This is a genomic window from Acinetobacter sp. Ac8 (assembly GCF_055392545.1).
On sequence record NZ_AP043689.1, the window covers coordinates 1,781,576 to 1,800,075 of the forward strand.

At 38.6% G+C, this 18,500-nt stretch carries 14 protein-coding genes; 5 read left to right on the forward strand and 9 right to left on the reverse strand.

Annotated features, from left to right (window positions below; translation table 11 throughout):
- The first annotated feature begins 15 nt into the window (after positions 1-15).
- Complete coding sequence (paaG, locus tag ACZ5QH_RS08365; RefSeq protein ID WP_303577338.1) at positions 16-804, forward strand: 2-(1,2-epoxy-1,2-dihydrophenyl)acetyl-CoA isomerase PaaG; 789 nt, start codon at positions 16-18, stop codon at positions 802-804.
- A 1,149-nt stretch (positions 805-1,953) separates the two neighbouring features.
- Here the strand turns inward: paaG and ACZ5QH_RS08370 are convergent.
- The 3 genes from ACZ5QH_RS08370 to ACZ5QH_RS08380 all read right to left on the reverse strand — a co-directional run bounded on the left by ACZ5QH_RS08370 (position 1,954) and on the right by ACZ5QH_RS08380 (position 5,360).
- Positions 1,954-2,910: a 3-hydroxyacyl-CoA dehydrogenase NAD-binding domain-containing protein gene (locus ACZ5QH_RS08370; protein ID WP_234622947.1), complete on the reverse strand. Its 957-nt coding sequence runs from the start codon at positions 2,908-2,910 to the stop codon at positions 1,954-1,956.
- Between the two features lie 206 nt (positions 2,911-3,116).
- Entirely contained in the window at positions 3,117-3,902 is a 786-nt protein-coding gene (locus ACZ5QH_RS08375; protein ID WP_096733811.1) for a 3-hydroxybutyrate dehydrogenase, read from the reverse strand.
- Between the two features lie 33 nt (positions 3,903-3,935).
- The gene (locus ACZ5QH_RS08380) at positions 3,936-5,360 is read right to left on the reverse strand and encodes a GntP family permease (protein ID WP_004820560.1); all 1,425 of its coding nucleotides are present in this window, start codon (positions 5,358-5,360) and stop codon (positions 3,936-3,938) included.
- 653 nt (positions 5,361-6,013) lie between these two features.
- Here ACZ5QH_RS08380 and ACZ5QH_RS08385 point away from each other — a divergent pair.
- The 4 genes from ACZ5QH_RS08385 (at position 6,014) to ACZ5QH_RS08400 (ending at position 9,724) form a co-directional block, all read left to right on the forward strand.
- Entirely contained in the window at positions 6,014-6,895 is an 882-nt protein-coding gene (locus ACZ5QH_RS08385) for a LysR family transcriptional regulator (RefSeq protein ID WP_004820562.1), read from the forward strand.
- Positions 6,896-7,042: 147 nt separating this feature from the next.
- Complete coding sequence (locus tag ACZ5QH_RS08390) at positions 7,043-7,744, forward strand: CoA transferase subunit A (RefSeq protein WP_004721433.1); 702 nt, start codon at positions 7,043-7,045, stop codon at positions 7,742-7,744.
- A 2-nt stretch (positions 7,745-7,746) separates the two neighbouring features.
- Positions 7,747-8,394 carry a 3-oxoacid CoA-transferase subunit B gene (locus ACZ5QH_RS08395; protein WP_004721431.1) on the forward strand — a complete coding sequence of 216 codons (648 nt, stop codon included), beginning with the start codon at positions 7,747-7,749 and terminating at the stop codon, positions 8,392-8,394.
- Between the two features lie 151 nt (positions 8,395-8,545).
- A complete protein-coding gene (locus tag ACZ5QH_RS08400) occupies positions 8,546-9,724 on the forward strand; it encodes a thiolase family protein (protein WP_303577337.1) in 1,179 nt (392 codons plus the stop codon).
- Between the two features lie 161 nt (positions 9,725-9,885).
- On the opposite strand, the gene ACZ5QH_RS08405 is transcribed toward ACZ5QH_RS08400, so the two are convergent.
- From ACZ5QH_RS08405 to ACZ5QH_RS08430, 6 genes are all read right to left on the reverse strand, one after another.
- Entirely contained in the window at positions 9,886-10,200 is a 315-nt protein-coding gene (locus tag ACZ5QH_RS08405; RefSeq protein WP_004820566.1) for a BrnA antitoxin family protein, read from the reverse strand.
- The gene (locus ACZ5QH_RS08410) at positions 10,163-10,474 is read right to left on the reverse strand and encodes a BrnT family toxin (RefSeq protein ID WP_004820567.1); all 312 of its coding nucleotides are present in this window, start codon (positions 10,472-10,474) and stop codon (positions 10,163-10,165) included. The genes ACZ5QH_RS08405 and ACZ5QH_RS08410 overlap by 38 nt, the downstream gene beginning before the upstream one ends.
- Before the next feature lie 137 nt (positions 10,475-10,611).
- Entirely contained in the window at positions 10,612-12,840 is a 2,229-nt protein-coding gene (locus ACZ5QH_RS08415) for a TonB-dependent receptor (protein WP_303577336.1), read from the reverse strand.
- Between the two features lie 162 nt (positions 12,841-13,002).
- The gene (locus tag ACZ5QH_RS08420) at positions 13,003-13,776 is read right to left on the reverse strand and encodes an HpcH/HpaI aldolase family protein (RefSeq protein WP_244015663.1); all 774 of its coding nucleotides are present in this window, start codon (positions 13,774-13,776) and stop codon (positions 13,003-13,005) included.
- Positions 13,769-17,296, reverse strand: a complete 3,528-nt coding sequence (locus ACZ5QH_RS08425) for an IucA/IucC family protein (protein ID WP_303577335.1) — start codon at positions 17,294-17,296, stop codon at positions 13,769-13,771. Before ACZ5QH_RS08425 ends, ACZ5QH_RS08420 begins: the two co-directional genes overlap by 8 nt.
- Positions 17,293-18,498: an MFS transporter gene (locus ACZ5QH_RS08430; protein ID WP_239045927.1), complete on the reverse strand. Its 1,206-nt coding sequence runs from the start codon at positions 18,496-18,498 to the stop codon at positions 17,293-17,295. The genes ACZ5QH_RS08425 and ACZ5QH_RS08430 overlap by 4 nt, the downstream gene beginning before the upstream one ends.
- Between the last annotated feature and the right edge of the window lie 2 nt (positions 18,499-18,500).

Here is an 18,500-nt window from a genome sequence, read left to right on the forward strand (position 1 = left end):
AATGAGTAAAAATAAATGGATTTTCAACATATTTTGATTCGGCAGGAAAATCAGGTGGGCTATTTAACCTTAAACCGTCCCGAGGTGCTGAATAGTTTTAATGAGCAAATGCATCGTGAAATTGCTGCAATTTTAGACCTGTGGGCGGTTTCTACTGAGATTAAAGCCATTGTAATCTCTGGTTCAGGCAAGGGCTTCTGTGCGGGTCAGGATTTAAGAGCCAGAAATAAAGAGGTGATAAGCGCAGCTGATTATGATGCAGGTGCTGCCTTAGAAAAATTTTATAATCCGTTAGTCGTTAAAATTTCCAATATGGCTAAACCTGTTGTGGCTGCGGTCAATGGCGTAGCGGCTGGTGCTGGTGCGAATTTGGCTTTGGCTTGCGATATTGTTGTGGCCAAACAATCTGCTGCTTTTATACAGTCTTTTTGCAAAGTCGGTTTAATCCCAGATGCAGGTGGGACGTGGAATTTGCCACATCTGCTGGGGCTTGCCCGAGCCAAAGGTTTGACCATGTTCGGGGATAAGTTATCTGCCCAGAAAGCCTTGAGTTGGGGGCTTATTTGGGAGGTCTATGAAGATGATGCTTTTGATCAGGGTGTGATTGAATTGGCAGAACGTTTGGCAGAGCAACCAAGCAGTTCGATTTCGCTAATTAAAAAGGCCTTAAATACTGCCTCGCAAAATACTTTGGCTGAACAGTTACAGTTGGAACGAGAGTTACAGCGTATTGCTGGACAATCAGACAATTATAAAGAGGGTGTTGCGGCCTTTATCGAAAAAAGGAAAGCTAATTTTACTTGATTAAATCTATACCTAATCATGTTTAACCAGTAAAAGTTAACCCAAAAAGCACTCTCTTGGGAGAGTGCTTTACAATAAGTAATAAGAGGGTCTGTTTACAATTCGTCTATGCTTGCGACTACGTGTATTTTTTAGGCGATTTTAGGCGCGAAATACGAAATTTAGTCATTCTAAATGATGAGAAACACTGTTTCGCAAGGTAACGACGAAGCGACAAAAAACACGCTAGTCCCCCCGCTGCGCCTTGCGCTGCAAACAAAGTAGTGCTTTGTTCTTGCTCAGGGTTGTGGTTAAAATTATCTCAGCCTGCGTTATGAAACTTGAAAATAGTCTCGCTATTCTCTTCATTTCATGCCTTGCCTGCTCAATTTTAACCTACAACGCAAGCTATTTATGAAATGTCAACAGACCCTAGTTTTGATCGTTGTTTACATGATGGTTTTTAACCTTAGCAAGCTAAATAGAGCTTTTATTTTTATATATGAAGTAAGTTGCGAGAAGAGAAGGAATACCAAAATTAAGTAAAAATATTAAGAATTCTTCTTTAACTGCATATCCTGCTTGTATGCCCATATACATATTCCAGCTCATTGCTACAAACCAAATCAAGATGAACAGAATAAAAAATAATGTTGGACTAAAGCGACCACGTAATATTCGACTTATAAAAAGCATTACAAGGAATAGTATTATACCGATCAGAATCGTATAGAAAGTTCGCATATTGGGTCACCATTTGAATTAGGAATTGTTTATATTTTTCATTCGTTGTACTGAAATTGCTTTACCACATTTGTTTTAACTTTATTTTATTGTTGAGCATAATACTTCCCTTATTTGGGCGACTTAATGATTAAAGTAGCGGATAAGACAACGATAACTGCTTTTAGTAGAACAATAATGATATGAAACTTGGCATGTCTATTCGAATTTTCGAACAATCTAAAAGCTGATGGGCATTTTTGATGTAGTTCAAAAATAAGCAACAAGGTTCAGTCTGAAATTGTTGCTTGGGGTGCTTTGATCTGTTGATTCAATTTTGGATCGGGAAGGTCAATGATCCTGATTCCCTTGGCTAAATTTTTGAAGACTAAATTCTCCAGATGAGAATTCTGGAGAATCAGTGAAGCTCACTTTTGTAAAACCCTATTAAGGCAAATCTAATTCTTTACGCATCTTTAAAGATCGCAGTAATGCCTGATCACGAAGTAATTGAAGATTTTTATCGCCTAGCTTTTTAACAAACTGCTGAGTTTCTTCATTCAGCATCTCAATTTTTTCTTCAGACAAGGTATAAGGGTGCATATCAGCCCACCATTCAGACATCGGTTCACCTAAATGATGCATAGCGGCTTTAAATCCATGTTGATTAGCCAACTGCATATTTAAATAAGGTCCAAATATTGCCCAGCGTAATCCGGGGCCATTGGTGATGGCGATATCAATATCTTCTGCGCTACATACACCTTCAGAAACCAGATAAAACGCTTCTCTCCAAATTGCAGACTGCAAACGATTGGCGACATGGCCTTTGACTTCTTTTTGAATTAAAATCGGTTTTTTCCCCAATAATCTATAAAATTCAAAAGCATCATGGATATAGTTTGCTTGGGTTTTTTCTCCACCAATAATCTCAACCAAAGGTAATAAGTGTGGCGGATTAAAAGGATGACCCAGTACGATTCTTTCAGGATATAGACAATCATGTTGAATATCTGAGATTTTTAAGCCAGATGAACTTGAGGCGATAATGCTATCTTTGGGGCAGTTTTGAGTGAGCTGTGCATATAAGTCTTTTTTTAGATCAATTCGCTCAGGACCATTTTCTTGAATAAAATCGGCATCTTTTACCGCATCTGCTAGATTTTGATAAAAAGTAAGATTTTTTAAAGTGTCTGAAACATAATGATTAGAAGAGGTGGTTTGCTCTTCAGCCAATTCGAACAAATCAAGTAAATAGGTCTGAACTCTATTTTTTAAATTTAATTCTGCATCAGCTGCGGGATCAAAAGCACTCACCTGAAATCCTTTACTTAAATAGAATGCTGCCCAACTTGCACCAATAACACCAGTACCAATAATGGCAACTTTATTTATGGGTTTCATATATTCATTTTCCTTGAATAACCTGAGAACGTTGGATTGTCTCGTTATGACACATGACAAAGTGAGCCTTTCACTTTGATAAAAACTAAAGATAGAAAAACTAAAAAACAGTAGGGGAGAATCTCCCCTACAAATGAATGTTTAGTAAGCTTTATCGAATGATTTACATAGAGATAAATTCATGATCATTGCAATCATCAACTGTATTATTGAGCGGTATAACCACCATCCATAACCACTGCCTGACCCGTCACGCCCGCTGCTTTTTCACTCGCCAAGAAAACGGCATAATCTGCAATTTCTTCAACATTGAGTAAGCGCTTTTGTGGCACCATGGCTAAAATGACATCTTCAAGTGCACTTGTTTCGCTGACATTACGGGTTTTGGCTAAATCTTTAATTTGACCACGTACCAAAGGTGTGTCGACATAACCTGGGCATAATGCATTGACCGTGATTCCATCACGAGCAGATTCTAACGCTGCAACTTTAGTTAAACCAATCACCCCATGTTTGGCACTGTTATAACCCGCTTTTCCAGCAAAGCCGATTAAACCATTGATCGAAGCCATATTGATAATACGGCCATAGTTTTGTGCCTTCATGATTGGAAATGCATGTTTAATTCCAATAAAAGAACCCACCAGCATGACATTTAGTAGTTTTTGATAAATGGCAGTTGGAAACTCTTCGATGGCAGCAACATGCTGAAAACCAGCATTATTGATCAAAATATCCAAACGACCAAAGGTACTATGTGCTAGACCAATAGCAGCAGCATAAGCATCTTCATCTGAAACATCACAAGGTGCAGATAAGGCTTCAAATCCATCAGTTTTTAAGGCTAAAACTGCTTCATTACATTTGTCCGCATTCATATCCGAAATCACCACTTTTGCACCTTCAAGGGCAAATTTTTTGGCAATTTCAAGTCCAATACCACTTGCTGAACCTGTGATAAATGCAACTTTATCTTTGAGAAGTTGACTCATTATTGACTCCCTGTGTTCATTTTGAAGATAAACTTAGACGATACCAAACCATGTAAATGCAGCAATTGCGACAAATACTGCAACTGTTTTAATGATGGTAATGGCAAAAATGTCTTTATAAGATTGTTTATGTGTAAGTCCAGTGACAGCAAGTAGGGTAATCACGGCACCGTTATGCGGTAAGGTGTCCATACCGCCAGATGCCATTGCAACAATACGATGCATCACTTCAGCAGGAATGCCCATTGCTGCAATAGCTGTATTGTATTGGTCAGCCATGGCACTGAGGGCAATACTCATACCGCCAGATGCTGAACCTGTAATCCCTGCCAAAACGGTTGTGGTGACTGCACCATTGACCAATGGATTGGTAAATGTATGACCTAAAGCATGGCTGATCACGGCAAAACCCGGTAAGGCGGCAATAATTGCACCAAAACCATACTCAGATGCAGTGTTCATCACAGCGAGTAAAGAACCACCTATACTTGCGTTTACACCTTCTTTAAAGCTGGTTGAAACACGACGATAATCGAACATAATCGCAGTGACAATCCCAACGATTAAGGCCAAACCAACTGCCCAAATCGCTGATGTTTTTGCGACATCGACAGTGTAGTTTGCTAGTCCAAGCGCATTAAAATCAAAGCCATTTGGATACCATGTTTTAATTGCTGTAGATAAATATTTATTCATCACTGCAACTAAAATTAAGGGAACAAATGCCATGAATTGACGTAGACCAGAACCATTATCTTGTTGCTGAGATTGATTTTCGAATTGTTGAAGTTCGGCTTCTGTTAAAGTAATACCAGATGCAAAGCCATCTCCATTGCGAGCAGCAACACGACGACGCCATTCCAGATAAGTTAAACCCACACCTAAAACAAAGATTGCACCGATAATCCCTAAAAATGGCGCTGCATAAATATTGGTTCCAAAAAATGTAGTTGGAATAACGTTTTGAATCTGAGGCGTACCCGGTAAGGCATCCATGGTAAAGGAGAAAGCACCCAGTGCAATCGTGCCAGGAATCAAACGTTTAGGGATATTTGCTTGTCTAAATAATTGGTTTGCAAAGGGATAGACTGCAAAAACCACGACAAATAAACTGACGCCGCTATAGGTTAAAATTGCCCCTAGCAGAACAACGGTAAGCATTGCATTTTTAGAGCCAATTAATTTAACAATCGTTTTGGCAATGGATTCAGCAATACCTGACATTTCAACGACTTTACCAAAAATCGCACCCAGCAAAAACACCAAGAAATAATCTTTAATAAAGCCCACCATTTTTGGCATAAACACACCAGAATAAAATGGTAAAACGTTGGCAGGGTTAATCAGCAAGACGGCCAATAAGGCACAAATCGGTGCCATGAGAATTACAGAAAATCCTCTGTAGGCTGTGTACATCAACAAGCCAAGAGAAAGTAAAATTATACCCAGTTCCCACATATTTTTACTCCGTCCTTAAAGAATATATGTCAAAACCCACCTTGTTTTTATTTCAAATCACGACAAGGCTATCTCAATCATAAAAATGCATTAGTGAGTGAAACCAATAAAAATGGATATCTAGAGAAATTAATATTGATCAATAAATTTAGCTTTTATAAATCGTCCAGACTTATAAATTGGAATATCCATTTCCAAATGATGGATAAAACTATAATCCAAATTATTCGAGGCATTGTTTGAAAATATTTATGAGTCAATATGGAAAACTAATGAATAGAAACAAGTTTCATGAGGTTTTTGCGCAATAGGTCATAGATAAGCAAAAGAAAAAAGCCAAATTGGAGATGCAGATGAATGAGTATATGTTCAACGTTTTAATTTTTATTTACAGCAGTGGCTTTATTGACAAGTATGTTGCTTGAAATACGTCGTATATCGATTTTGCCCTGATTTAAATGCATAAACATATTTTTATAGATCACATAAATTAAAAACTTTCATTAAGGCATCAATCTGAGCAAAAGTGAGATCAGCTAGCATGGATTGATATCTAATTCTATAAGCAAATCGATAGCTCAAATGACTCATTTTAGGATCAAAACTCGCTTGGTTTAGCGTATTATAGAGCTATAAATCAGTTAGGTTGCCGTATGACACTCAAACAGTTAAAAGCTTTTTTAGTTCTTGCTCGGACATTGAATTATGCCAATGCTGCCAATGAACTTTGCCTAAGTCAATCTGCTTTAAGCTTAAGTATCAAAAGTTTAGAGGATGAGTTGGGTGGCAAGCTGTTTAAGCGCAATACCCGCCGTGTGGATCTTACCGCTGAGGGAAATTCGTTGATTCCATTTGCTAAAAAACTTTTGGCAAATTGGGAAGACATGGAAAGAGATGTTAAACAGCGTTTTAAATTACATCGTGGCACATTGAATATTGCCTCGATGCCTTTCGCGACTCATGCTGTTTTACCTGCTGTACTGCATGAATTTAATAAGAATCATCCCAATATCAATTTTTCAATCCATGATATTCCCAATGAAAAAATTATTGAAAAAGTCCAAGAGGGCATTTTTGAAATTGGGATTTGCTTTGAACCACAACACAATGATCAATTAATATTTAAGCCATTTTTCAATGAAGATTTTTTAGCACTACTTCCCAAAGATCATCAGTTGGCGCAGCGTAAAAGTGTGACATGGCGTGAGCTGTATGCTTATCCTTTTATCACTTTACAGAAACCTTCGATCATTCGACACGTGGTGGAAGAGAAATGTTCACAAAATAATATGATCTTAGATTTAAAACTTGAGTGTCATCAGATTAGTTCATTGTCGCATTTCGTGGCTTTTGGTATGGGGGTCAGTGCGATCCCACGCCATTTTCAAAATTATATCGATAAAGAAAATAATGTCTTGGTTGAAATTGAAGAGGGCAATGTCAATCTTTCTGTTGGGATCATTTATAAAAAAGATTTTGAACTTTCTAATATTTCTTCGCAATTTATTGAAACGATATTGGCACATCAGTTTTAAGAGACTATCACCTCATCATAAAGCCCACTGTTTCAGGATGAAATCAGATTAATGAGTTTTACTCATTAGACATTTGAAAGAATCAATTTCTAAAATAATTTGCTCGATGTTAATAATAATAATTCTAAAGGACATAGAGTTAAAACGATGAACAAAGTTGTCGCGAATGCACATGAAGCTTTGGCTGATGTAGTTGCAAACAACCAGACTTTTGCAGTGGGTGGTTTTGGATTATGTGGTATTCCAGAAGCATTGATTGATGCCTTAAAAGAAATTGGCGTAACGGGCCTAACTTGTATTTCTAACAATGCAGGTGTGGATGATTTTGGTCTAGGCAAGCTTTTACAAACCAAACAAATTAAAAAAATGATTTCATCCTATGTCGGTGAAAACAAAGAATTTGAACGTCAATATTTAAATGGTGAGCTTGAAGTTGAGTTGACACCTCAAGGCACCTTGGCTGAAAAGTTACGTGCAGGTGGTGCAGGCATTCCAGCGTTCTTTACCCAAACAGGTGTTGGAACATTGATTGCTGAAGGCAAAGAAGTTCGCGAATTTGATGGTAAAGATTACATACTCGAACAAGCATTGGTTGCAGATATTGCTTTGGTAAAAGCCTATAAGGCAGATAAAGCTGGCAACTTAATTTTTCGTAAGACTGCACGAAACTTTAACCCTGAGTGTGCAATGGCTGGCAAATTGACCATTGTCGAAGTTGAAGAAATTGTTGAAATTGGTGAGTTAGATCCAGATTCAATTCATTTACCGGGCATTTATGTAAGTCGTATTGTTTTAAATGCGCAGCCTGAAAAACGAATTGAACAATTGACATTGAAGACGGAGATTTAATCATGGCTTGGACGCGTAATGAAATGGCTGAACGTGCAGCGCAAGAGCTTGAAGATGGCTTTTATGTCAATCTAGGCATTGGCTTACCTACCTTGGTTGCAAACTATATTCCTGACAATATCAATGTCTGGCTTCAATCTGAAAATGGCTTATTGGGGATTGATGAATTTCCAACACAAGCTACTGTCGATGCAGATTTAATTAATGCGGGTAAACAAACCGTAACTGCTCGTAAGGGCGCTGCGTTTTTCTCTAGTGCTGAATCTTTTGCCATGATTCGTGGTGGTAAGGTCAATATTGCTATTTTAGGATCAATGGAAGTTTCCGAAAAGGGAGATTTAGCCAACTGGATGATCCCAGGGAAAAAAGTAAAAGGCATGGGCGGTGCAATGGATTTGGTTGCTGGTGTACAAAAAGTCGTGGTGTTGATGGAACACTGTGCTAAAGATGGCAGTCCTAAAATCGTCGCTGAATGCTCATTACCGCTTACTGGAAGACTGGTCGTAAACCGTATAATTACGGATCTAGGGGTGATGGATATCACTCCCCAAGGTGTTGAGTTGATTGAATTGGCTAAAGATGTAAGCCTAGAACAAATTCAGGCGGCAACTGGGGTAGAACTGATCACCTCAAACCTCGCTGTGGCTTGATTGTGACAAAGCAAGCTTAAAATTATAATTTAACCAGCCAAGTTTAAATGCTAAGTCGCTTTGGCGGCTTAGACATGTTATCAATGGATATGCTATTTTCAAAAATACCCGCTTCAAAAGTATACGCATTTAAAATACAAGGTGAACTCGAATGGAAAAGATTGTCATCGTCGCTGCTGGTCGTACTGCAATGGGAAGTTTTCAAGGCAGTTTTGCAAGTTTATCTGCACCGGATTTGGGTGCAGTCGTTATTGAAAAAGTTGTTGAACAAGCCAATGTGCCTGTTGTTGATATTGATGAAGTAATTATGGGCTGTGTATTACCTGCGGGTTTAAAACAAGGTCCAGCACGTCAAGCGATGCGAAAAGCGGGTTTACCGGATCATGTTGGCGCAACCACAATCAATAAAGTCTGTGGTTCTGGGATGAAAGCTGCAATGCAAGCCAGCGATGCCATTAAAGCAGGAAGTGCCAAAATTATTGTGGTCGGTGGGATGGAGTCTATGACCAATGCACCGTATTTATTACCTAAAGCACGTTCAGGTTATCGGATGGGGCATGGTCAAGTGATTGATCATATGTTCCTTGATGGTTTGGAAGATGCGGGTACGGGGCGTGCAATGGGAAGTTTTGCACAGGAAATGGCGGATAAAAAGGGCTATAGCCGTGAGCAAATGGATGAGTTTGCAATTCGCTCACTGACACGTGCAAAAAAAGCGATTGCAGAAGGTTATTTTAAAGACGAGATCACACCTGTTAAAGTGGCGCTACGTCAGGGGGAGATCACTGTAGAAGTGGACGAAAATCCTGAAAATGCCAAGATTGATAAAATCCCAAGCTTGAAACCAGCATTTGCCAAAGATGGTACGATTACTGCTGCAAACTCTAGCTCAATCAGTGATGGTGCATCTGCACTACTGATCACGTCGGCGTCAGAAGCGCAAAAGCGTGGTTTGACTGTGTTGGCTGAAATCAAAGGCTATACAACCAATTCCCAACATCCTGAAGAATTTACCATTGCACCTGTGGGCGCAATTGAAAAATTACTGAAAAATCTCGGTTGGTCTGTAGACGATGTTGATCTTTGGGAAATTAACGAAGCTTTTGCCATGGTCACTATGGCTGCAATTGATGCATTTAAACTTGATCCTGAAAAAGTCAATATTAATGGTGGCGCTTGTGCACTCGGGCATCCACTGGGTTCATCAGGTTCACGAATCATTGTGACCTTGATCCATGCTTTAAAACGCTTAGGTAAAACCAAAGGGATTGCAACACTTTGTATTGGTGGTGGTGAAGCTACAGCACTTGCAGTTGAATTAAGCGCGTAATTTATTGTTTATCGTAATAAATAGCTAAATAGTTTGTGATTCAAAATTAAAAAAGCCGGTCGTTTCAATACTGCCGGCTTTTTGCTGTTCTTTGTCATGTGAGTTTAGGTCGTATTTTGATTTTATTGGAATCATTTAAAAATAAAATCTCGTTTGCATTTTCAAGGATTGTTCTTTAATTCTTGAAGCATAGCATCTCGAAGAATTTTGTTCATACGGGTCTGATAGCCCTTGCCTTGAGATTTTAGCCATTGCATAACATCTGAATCAATACGGACAGTAGTCACTTGCTTGGTGGGCTTGTAAAAGGGATTTTGCACAGCATTTTTCCAAAATTTTTCATCAAGTTGGGGAATATCTGAAAAATCTATCTTGCTGTCTGGACGTTCAGCCAAAGTTTCAAACCTTGCTTTTTGTTCATCTGACAAGGTAGGTGGATTATTCAAATCCACTTTGTAAGTAACGGTTTTGCTCATACTGTTTCCTCTCTTTTTTCTCTGCCTGACGTGCCGAAATGATACGGATATGATCAATCCCATCATGATCCTTTACAGTATGGGCAACCAGTAAAACAGCCTGCCCATATACCAAACCTATCGCTTGCCAGCGATATTCACCATTTTCAAAGCGATCTTGATGGTATAAGGCATAAGCATCATAGAAAACCAGTACTGCGTCTTCAAAAGTTACACCATGCTTTTTTAAGTTTATTTCTGCTTTATGCTCATCCCATGAAAATTCAATTTCCATCACTGCATCGCTTTTTGTTAGTATAAAAATGTTAATACAAAAATGTAAAAAATGCAAAATTCAGCCAATTTCTTGACTAGACAATATAAAAAAACAACAAAGCCTTATAGATCTCTATAAGGCTTTATTATCAAATCTTACCATTTATGACTATAAGTCACTTTCAATGTTGCACCTGATGCAAGCAGATGGCTGGTGTTATTACTGGTACGGAGAAGTTGGCTGTATAAAGGATAGTATTTACGGTTAAACATATTCTCTAATCCAATCGTAACAGTATCTTTTTTGTTGAGGGCAAAACTACTGATTAAATCTGCAGTGGTATATGACTTCACATCATAACGACCAAAACTGTTGAGACCGTTTAAGCGATAATCTTCTGAACCAAAATATGTCGCTTGTAAACGATTTGTCCATGTGTCTGTTGGGCTATAAGAAATGTATCCTGTTACTTTTAAAGGTGGAATACGGTAACCCGTCATGTCTTGTTCTTTATTGCTGTTCTGTGGCGTTTCACGGCCTTTCATCCATGTAACACTTCCTCCAGTTCCCCATACTTTTGCATCATCAAGATAATCAAGAGTCGCTTCTACACCGGTCACTTTTTCTTTGGTACGCGTCAGTATCAAGCCATTGTTAAAAGATTGAACAGCACCCAGATCTGACGTTGACTGAAACACCGCTAAGCTTGAGCTAAAATTATTAAAATGACCATTCCAACCGAGCTCGTAATTATCCACCTTAACGGGTTCAAGGAATGATGATGCTAAGTTAAATCCTTCTGTTGCATTACGGATTACAACCCCTACATCGGGCAATTGAAAACCTTGATTAAAAGATGCGTAAATTGAGTGCTGATCTGTTGGCTTAAAGGTGATATTGGCATTATATAACCATGCATCCGCCGTCACTTTACCACCCTTAACGGTATAAGGCTTTGGTTTACCTAATTGTGATAATGGAACAAAGCTATCAATTTTTGCATAACTGTCTTCATAACGCGTACCAACTTCAGCAGACCATTGTTCATTAAAATTATGTTTTAATTGCGCAAAACCACCGATGCTTTGGGTGGTTAATTCAGGTAAATAGATCAGTTTTCCATTTTTAACAAACTCTAAACCACCAGATTGGTCATAAATTGTAGGATCAAACGTATCTAGAGGCATTTCGCTTTTTTCACGGCTAAAATCGCCACCCCAAACAATCGACGTATCACCTAAAAATTCTAGTGGGGTGTTTACGGTTAGGCGACTACCAAGAACATTATTGTTTTGATAAACCTGATCGACTTTTCCACCACGTGTACTGACTTTACGGGCATCAAATGGCGAGAAGCGAGTAAAAAAGTCTCGGTAATAGATTTGCGCGTCAACTTTACTGCCAAATAAATCTTTATTGTTATAGGTCAAATTGTAGATTTGATTTTCATTTTTATTCTGGTCTTTTAATTTAAGTCCTTTGATTGCTTTCGCAGGTACGCTACCTGCAGGAAGCTTTGCTACACTTGGGTCAGAGGCATAGTCAGAGTCTTGTTCAGCGTTATAGTAATTTGCTGCAAATTGTAGATATTGGTTGTCGTCAATGTGATAGCCAAGTTTACCGCCTACGCTATATGCATCCGCATCAAATAAATCACCTTGACTTGGTTCTGGTGCAACACGATCGCCTCGGGCATCGTATGGACTACCAATACGTTGATAGCCAAAATCAAATGCATAGTCAAAGTTATTTAAGCTTCCAGAAAAATATTGATGAATATCTCCACTTAAAGCATCTGTACGAAAGTTGGTCAAAGCGCTTTGTAGCCCAATCACAGTTTTTGCAGTCGGTTCACCGCCCGCCGCTTTGGTGGTGATTGAAATCGTTCCGCCAGCAGCACCACTTCCATAAATCGCATTACTGCCTCGAATGACTTCTATCCCCGTAATACTTTGAGGATCGATTGATGAAAGACCTCTTGATGTATCACGTGTCAAATTCATGGGTACGCCGTCAACCAAGATCAAGGCATTACGTCCGCGTAAAGTTTGCCCATAATCGGTAATTGTACGACTTGAATCAGATAAGCCAGGCACAACTTTGGCTAAAACAGTGGCGATATTTCCAGAAGACGCATTTTTTAGAAATTCAATTTGTTTTTCATCTAATTTGGTCACTTGTTTTGCAGAAGAGGAGAATTCATCTGAGCGTGATGCGCTGACAGTAATGGTCGGAAGCACTGCAGCTTTGTTCTCTGTATCTGTAGCTTCTGTGGGTGAAATAGCAAAAGAGGATTGCGATAAAAAGATGAACCCACCAATTGATATAAGTGGAATGATTTTTTTTACATCAGACTTCTTATTAAAAATTTTGTTGCTTTTCATCTTGCTTCCTTTTATCTCACCCTGAGATTGCTTTAAATTGACGAAAGTATAATTGAGAATGATTGTAATTCACAGTAACAAATAAACAAACAATAAAACATTTATATTCAGCTTAAATTTAATTGAGTGGAATAGCTGATACACCACTCAAGGTTTAGAGATCTATACAATTTCTTTATATGAATCAATATGAATCTGATGTGCTCGACGGGTAATACTGCGATCATCACCGAGCACAAAAAGTTTTACAGACTGGTGTTTCCACAACGCAATATCTTCAGGCTGGCGCGGAATTGCGCAGAAATATTTACCCTGTTGCTGAGTTTTGCTATATATCTCTTGGATCTTTGCTTGAACTTGCGGATGGCGCGTTTCCCAAGGAACGCCCATAGACTGAGAAAGATCTGCCGCACCTTCAAGAATAATATCGATCCCATCAATAGCTAAAATTTCATCGATATTTGCTACACCAGCTAAACTTTCAATCATTGCGACGACAACTGTTTCTTTGTGTGCGTGTTGCACAAAATCAGTTAAGCTCTGCATGCCATAGCGATTTAACCGAGTTGAATTTAAGCCCCTTTGCCCTAGGGGCATGTAGTGGCAATAATTCACAGCTTCTTGGGCTTGTTGTGCATTTTCTATACGTGGTAATACAATTCCAGTCACGCCAGCATCGAGTAAAGGTAAGATCAAGTGATTGGCGGTTAAGGGGACTCGAACCAATACATCAAGCTGCATGGCTCTAGCGGCTAAAATCATGCTTTCAACTTGGGATGTACTAAATAAAGTATGTTCCAAGTCAATAATAATAAAGTCATAGCCAGCCAGCCCCAATTGCTCCACATGAATTGGCGAGGCAATAGAACAGAATATGCCATACAGTGACTCACCATTTTCCATGCGTTTTTTAAAGGGAACTGAAGTTTTATTCATATTCAATTTCCTTAATTAAACTCAACGGATTTGGGGTGGTTTGTACTCTTAATCGGATTTCAGGTAGGAAGCGACGACTTGCAAGTTGTTCAATATCGATGGTGTCATCTGTAAAGTTAAACAATTCATATCTTTGTGCAAATTCTGGATGCTTTTCTTTATGTTGATTGATGATCGATCTTAACATTGTCCAAAATTTGATTTCATCAAAATCATAATGCGTGTTTAAAAATATGGCCAATTCCGCTAGATTGACAAACCAAAGTGCATCTTGGGTAAAATCTCTTAACTCATTTGCTGCGTGTGTTTCTAAAAAAGAATTCGGGTTAATTTTGGCATGTTCTTTAGGCGCGTCTTGTAAATCGGGTAATAGCTCTGGATTTCTTAACAAATGACGACTAAAGCGAATACCATCATGGAAATCTTTTAGAGCAGCTTTAACAGGTAGACCATCTTTGTGAATTAACACCATATTTTGTGCATGAGATTCCAATGCTAAGCCGTGACACCATAAAATATGCATAATTGGCAGATAGGCATTTTTTAATAACTTCTCTAACCAAAACTCGATCCCGTATTGTTTGATCCAGTGGTCTATCAGCGGTTTTTGGTCAGTATCAAGTTGCATCAGACCTGTAACCGGAGTTGCTGATTCACCTTCATTGAGATAATGATAAATACTTTCACGCCAAATACAGGCTAGTGCGCCATATTGAATAGGTAAGGCGATCGGCTGATTGATAGAAAGTCCAGCAATCTCTCTTAAAATAACGGGTTTACGTTGTTTTTCTAAAATATGGTCTTGCTCAACGATTTTATACAGCCAGTCACTCATTTTTGCCGCATTTTGCACAGTATGTGGTGCTAAAACACGAGAGGTCGACGTGTTAACTAAATTCATCGCTAATTTTAGTGATAACGCTGAAATATCCGTGATGTTTGATAATGTTCGGATTGATTGTTGCGGTAAATAAGTAGGTCCAGCGATTTTCAATGGAATGATCAGTTGATTGCTGATTGCATCTTGATAATACAATTCAATAATTTTATCCCATTGCCAAGGATGAATGGGGCTAAGAATATAATCATTGAAATCAACTTGATGTGCTGTCAATTCCTCACGGATTGCGTGAAGGTCTTTGTCTGAAAAATGCTGTTTATACAGTTGATTTAAGTTGATCGTTTCACTCAAAACCAATTTGCATAAGCTTTTATGAGTAGCAGCCCATTGAACAGAGAATCCTTGGGATAATTCAGGTGAGTATTTTTGATTTTCCTTAAGATCAAAGCCTATTCTAGATTTAAAACTTGGATGATAGAGATGTGCATTGTTTATACGGGCTTCTTGCTCAATATATGACAGTGTTCTTAACGGTTGATTCGGTGATAGACCCAGTGTTTGTGCATGTTTGACATAGGTAAGATTGAGCTCATCATTAAAGCTTTGCCATTTGATTGGATCTGCATCAATGATATGTTTTAAATCAGCCAATAATGCTTTTAAATTTGGACTGCTTGATGACTTTTGAACGGCATCATAACGGACTAAACTCGATGGATTTAATTTAATTCGGTTAAAACTAAAATGTTGTTTAGCGTCGCAGCTATAAAAAAGATCATCTGAAATAAAGAATTTAATATGCCCATTTGATTTTTCGTAGTTAAAGGCATTTTCAAAGATTAATGCTTCTAATAATTGCCCGATGACACGTCTTTCCGCTTGGACTTTATAATCAACTTGTTGCGTAGCTTGAAGAGGGGTCAGTGTTTGAGCGCCTCTGTATTTATAAATCGGATTTTCAATATCAATCCAAATCGGGTTACCACCACTGTGATATAAGGTGTTCATCATATTTGCCTTAATAGGTAAAGTGAGAGAGTTAAGCAAAAGGTTGCAGTAGTGCTGTGCTTTATCTGAGAAGTTTTCATCGATCAGGGTTTGTCTGGTGGTTTGCCAAAGTTCACTTTCTTCAATAATGCTTACTCTTGATATCGCACTAATCAGATGCGCAATATGATTGATGACTAAATAATATTGCAGAAAAATCCATGCATCCTTTTGAGAAAACCAAACAGTGCTATCTTCAGAGACTGAGGAATGATCATTGAGCATCTCAGAAACCACACTAATTCCTTCCATATCACGAATAATCAGTCGAGCAGGGAAGCCTTGTTTAAATTCCATCAAACTGTTTTGCATATGGGCTTCAACACTAATCCCTTTATTTGCAAACAATTCAATCAGTGGAACCAAGGAAACTTGAATATATTGTTTCCACCAATCAGCAAGAAAGGCTTTTGAGTGACTATTTGGAAGTCCTTGGGCTTGTGCGGCCTGATCAATAAACGTCATTAATGGGATCTGATGATGCTCATTTTCTTCGACTAAACCACCTAGCATCCGAGTATTTTCAAGCGTTTCCGTAGCTAATCCTGCGCGATATATAATGCCAAAAGAACTTTCTAACTCAGGGATTTTGACAGTTTTGGCTGTAAGCTCTGGAAGAATGAGCATATTTTTATAGTGTTGATTGATCTGATGTTTAAGAATGATTTTACTGGCATCAATCGCTCTTTCCATTTCATCCATAGGATTGTTACGAATAAAACTGGTAATACGCACATCAATGGAGAGTTTTAAAAAAATATTAGATTGCGGTAACCAAACGGTTCGTACTGAAGATGTAGGCCAAACGGTTTGTCCTAAAGCACCTAAATATCGAACCTCATGATTTTCTAAATAGCGTTTTAAGGAAGGATGTAGGAGTAAAAAGTTTGCTTGCCACGGATGTGTAGGCAAAAGTTCATAATTTTCGAAGTCATCTTTAAGGCGCTGTCGTGCATGCTTCAAAACGTCTTCTTCAATCAGTTGATCAACATTGTTATCGCTGACAAGTTTTTGGATTAAGGATGAATGCACTGCGAAGTAGTGTAACTGAAACGTCGCACCTAGCTCTGGGCTATACTTTTTCATATCCTCTTTAGAAAAGCCTAGATTGGCTTTTGAGGTCACATGAAATGGATGTCCATATAACATGCCTTGTTCAGCAGATTGAAAACTAGAGGCCAGTTTAGGCTTTATTTGATCTACGCTGTTTTCTAAAAAGAATTTGGTATTTTCGATACTGTTTGCGATTTCTGCATAGAGATTCTGATTTTGCTTTTTATCTTTAAATCGCTGATTTAACTTTAACTCATCGGTTATCATTTTAACCAACACTTTAGGATCAGTCAGACTTTTGACAGTCTTATCCTCAGTATTGAATACACAAAAAGAGCGCTGGTAACGATGATAACCTGTGCTTGAGAAATGCTGTATCGCACCATAGATGACTGAGTTAGATGCAGTAAATGGGTATGAAAAATAGGATGAATTATTTGCGTCATGTATTGTTAAAGGTGAATCCTGTTCTGAGAGAATATGCTGTTCGAGTTGAACTTGAAGTTCACGAAAAAAAGTATTCAAGTATTGTTCAAAAAGCTTGTAAGACCATGCATCGGTGGTAATGATCGGGTTCATTCTTGTACCTCTTCTAAAATTGTATTGGTTAAAAATTTGTTTAAAGTCACGATTAATCCAGCACCAATAAAAAATAATGCAGTGCAAATTAACGCGGCAGTGATATTGAAAAATGAGTATGTGAGGGTGACCGCAATCGGCCCAAACAGTTGACCGAGAACAAAGGCGCTATTTGAAATACCAATCACTTTTCCTTGATTTCTTGCATCAGTTTTTAAAGAAATCGTATGAAAAATAGAGGGAATAAGTGCAGCGAAGCAGAAACCTTGTATGAGTCTTAAGAGCAGCACTAACCAAATATTAGTGGTCCATGTCAAAGCCAGAACAGTGATTCCACAGATCAGTGTTGCACTGACAAAATTATGAAATGAATCGCCTCTTGCATCGTTACGTTTCCCCCAATAGGTTGCAGCAAAAAATGCAGCACCCCATGAAAGTGCGTGGATTGTTCCTGTTAAACTCGCAATAGATAAGGGGGTAGTTATATTTCGACTGATTTCACTGATATATAAGATAAAACAGGACACTAAACCGAACCCGCCAGCTTGAACAAAGGTTCCCGCACTGAGCCAAGAAAAAATTGTTCGATCAAAGGATTGCAGTGTTGATGGTTTTTTATCGGGTTCAGTGACAGATGTCTGTACAGGTTGGCTCAATAAAATGGCAGCAACTAAGATTAAAACGATGACAATATATGCAGTGGCATTGAGTAAGGTTTCAACTTTCCAATGGTCCATAAATATGCCCCCGAGTACCGGACCACATAAACAGGCCAATGCGACACTGCTTTGGAGCTGTCCAAAGGCAAGACCTCTTTGTCGCTCGCTAGACAAGTAAGAGGTATAGGCATAAAGAATCACGGATAGACCGCAAAATCCTAATAGAATACGGGCAAAAATAAACACAAATAGATGCTGTGCTCCCGCCATTAAAAGTATAGAAATGCAGAAACCAGCCAAGGAAAGTAATAGTGCTTTTTTATGCCCAAATGTATCTGATAGATGACCAATAAGGGGGGCTGTAAATAGACTCCCTAGAGCTGGTGCTGACAGCGCTATACCTGCCCAAATGGCGGGGGTTGCCATTTGCGCCGTTAATTTTTCCATATATAGCGGCATGATCGGTATTAAGACCATCAAGCCAAAAGTCGAAAAAAATTGACACAGTAAAATAATCAAATGATCTAGGCGAGAGGAACGCATGA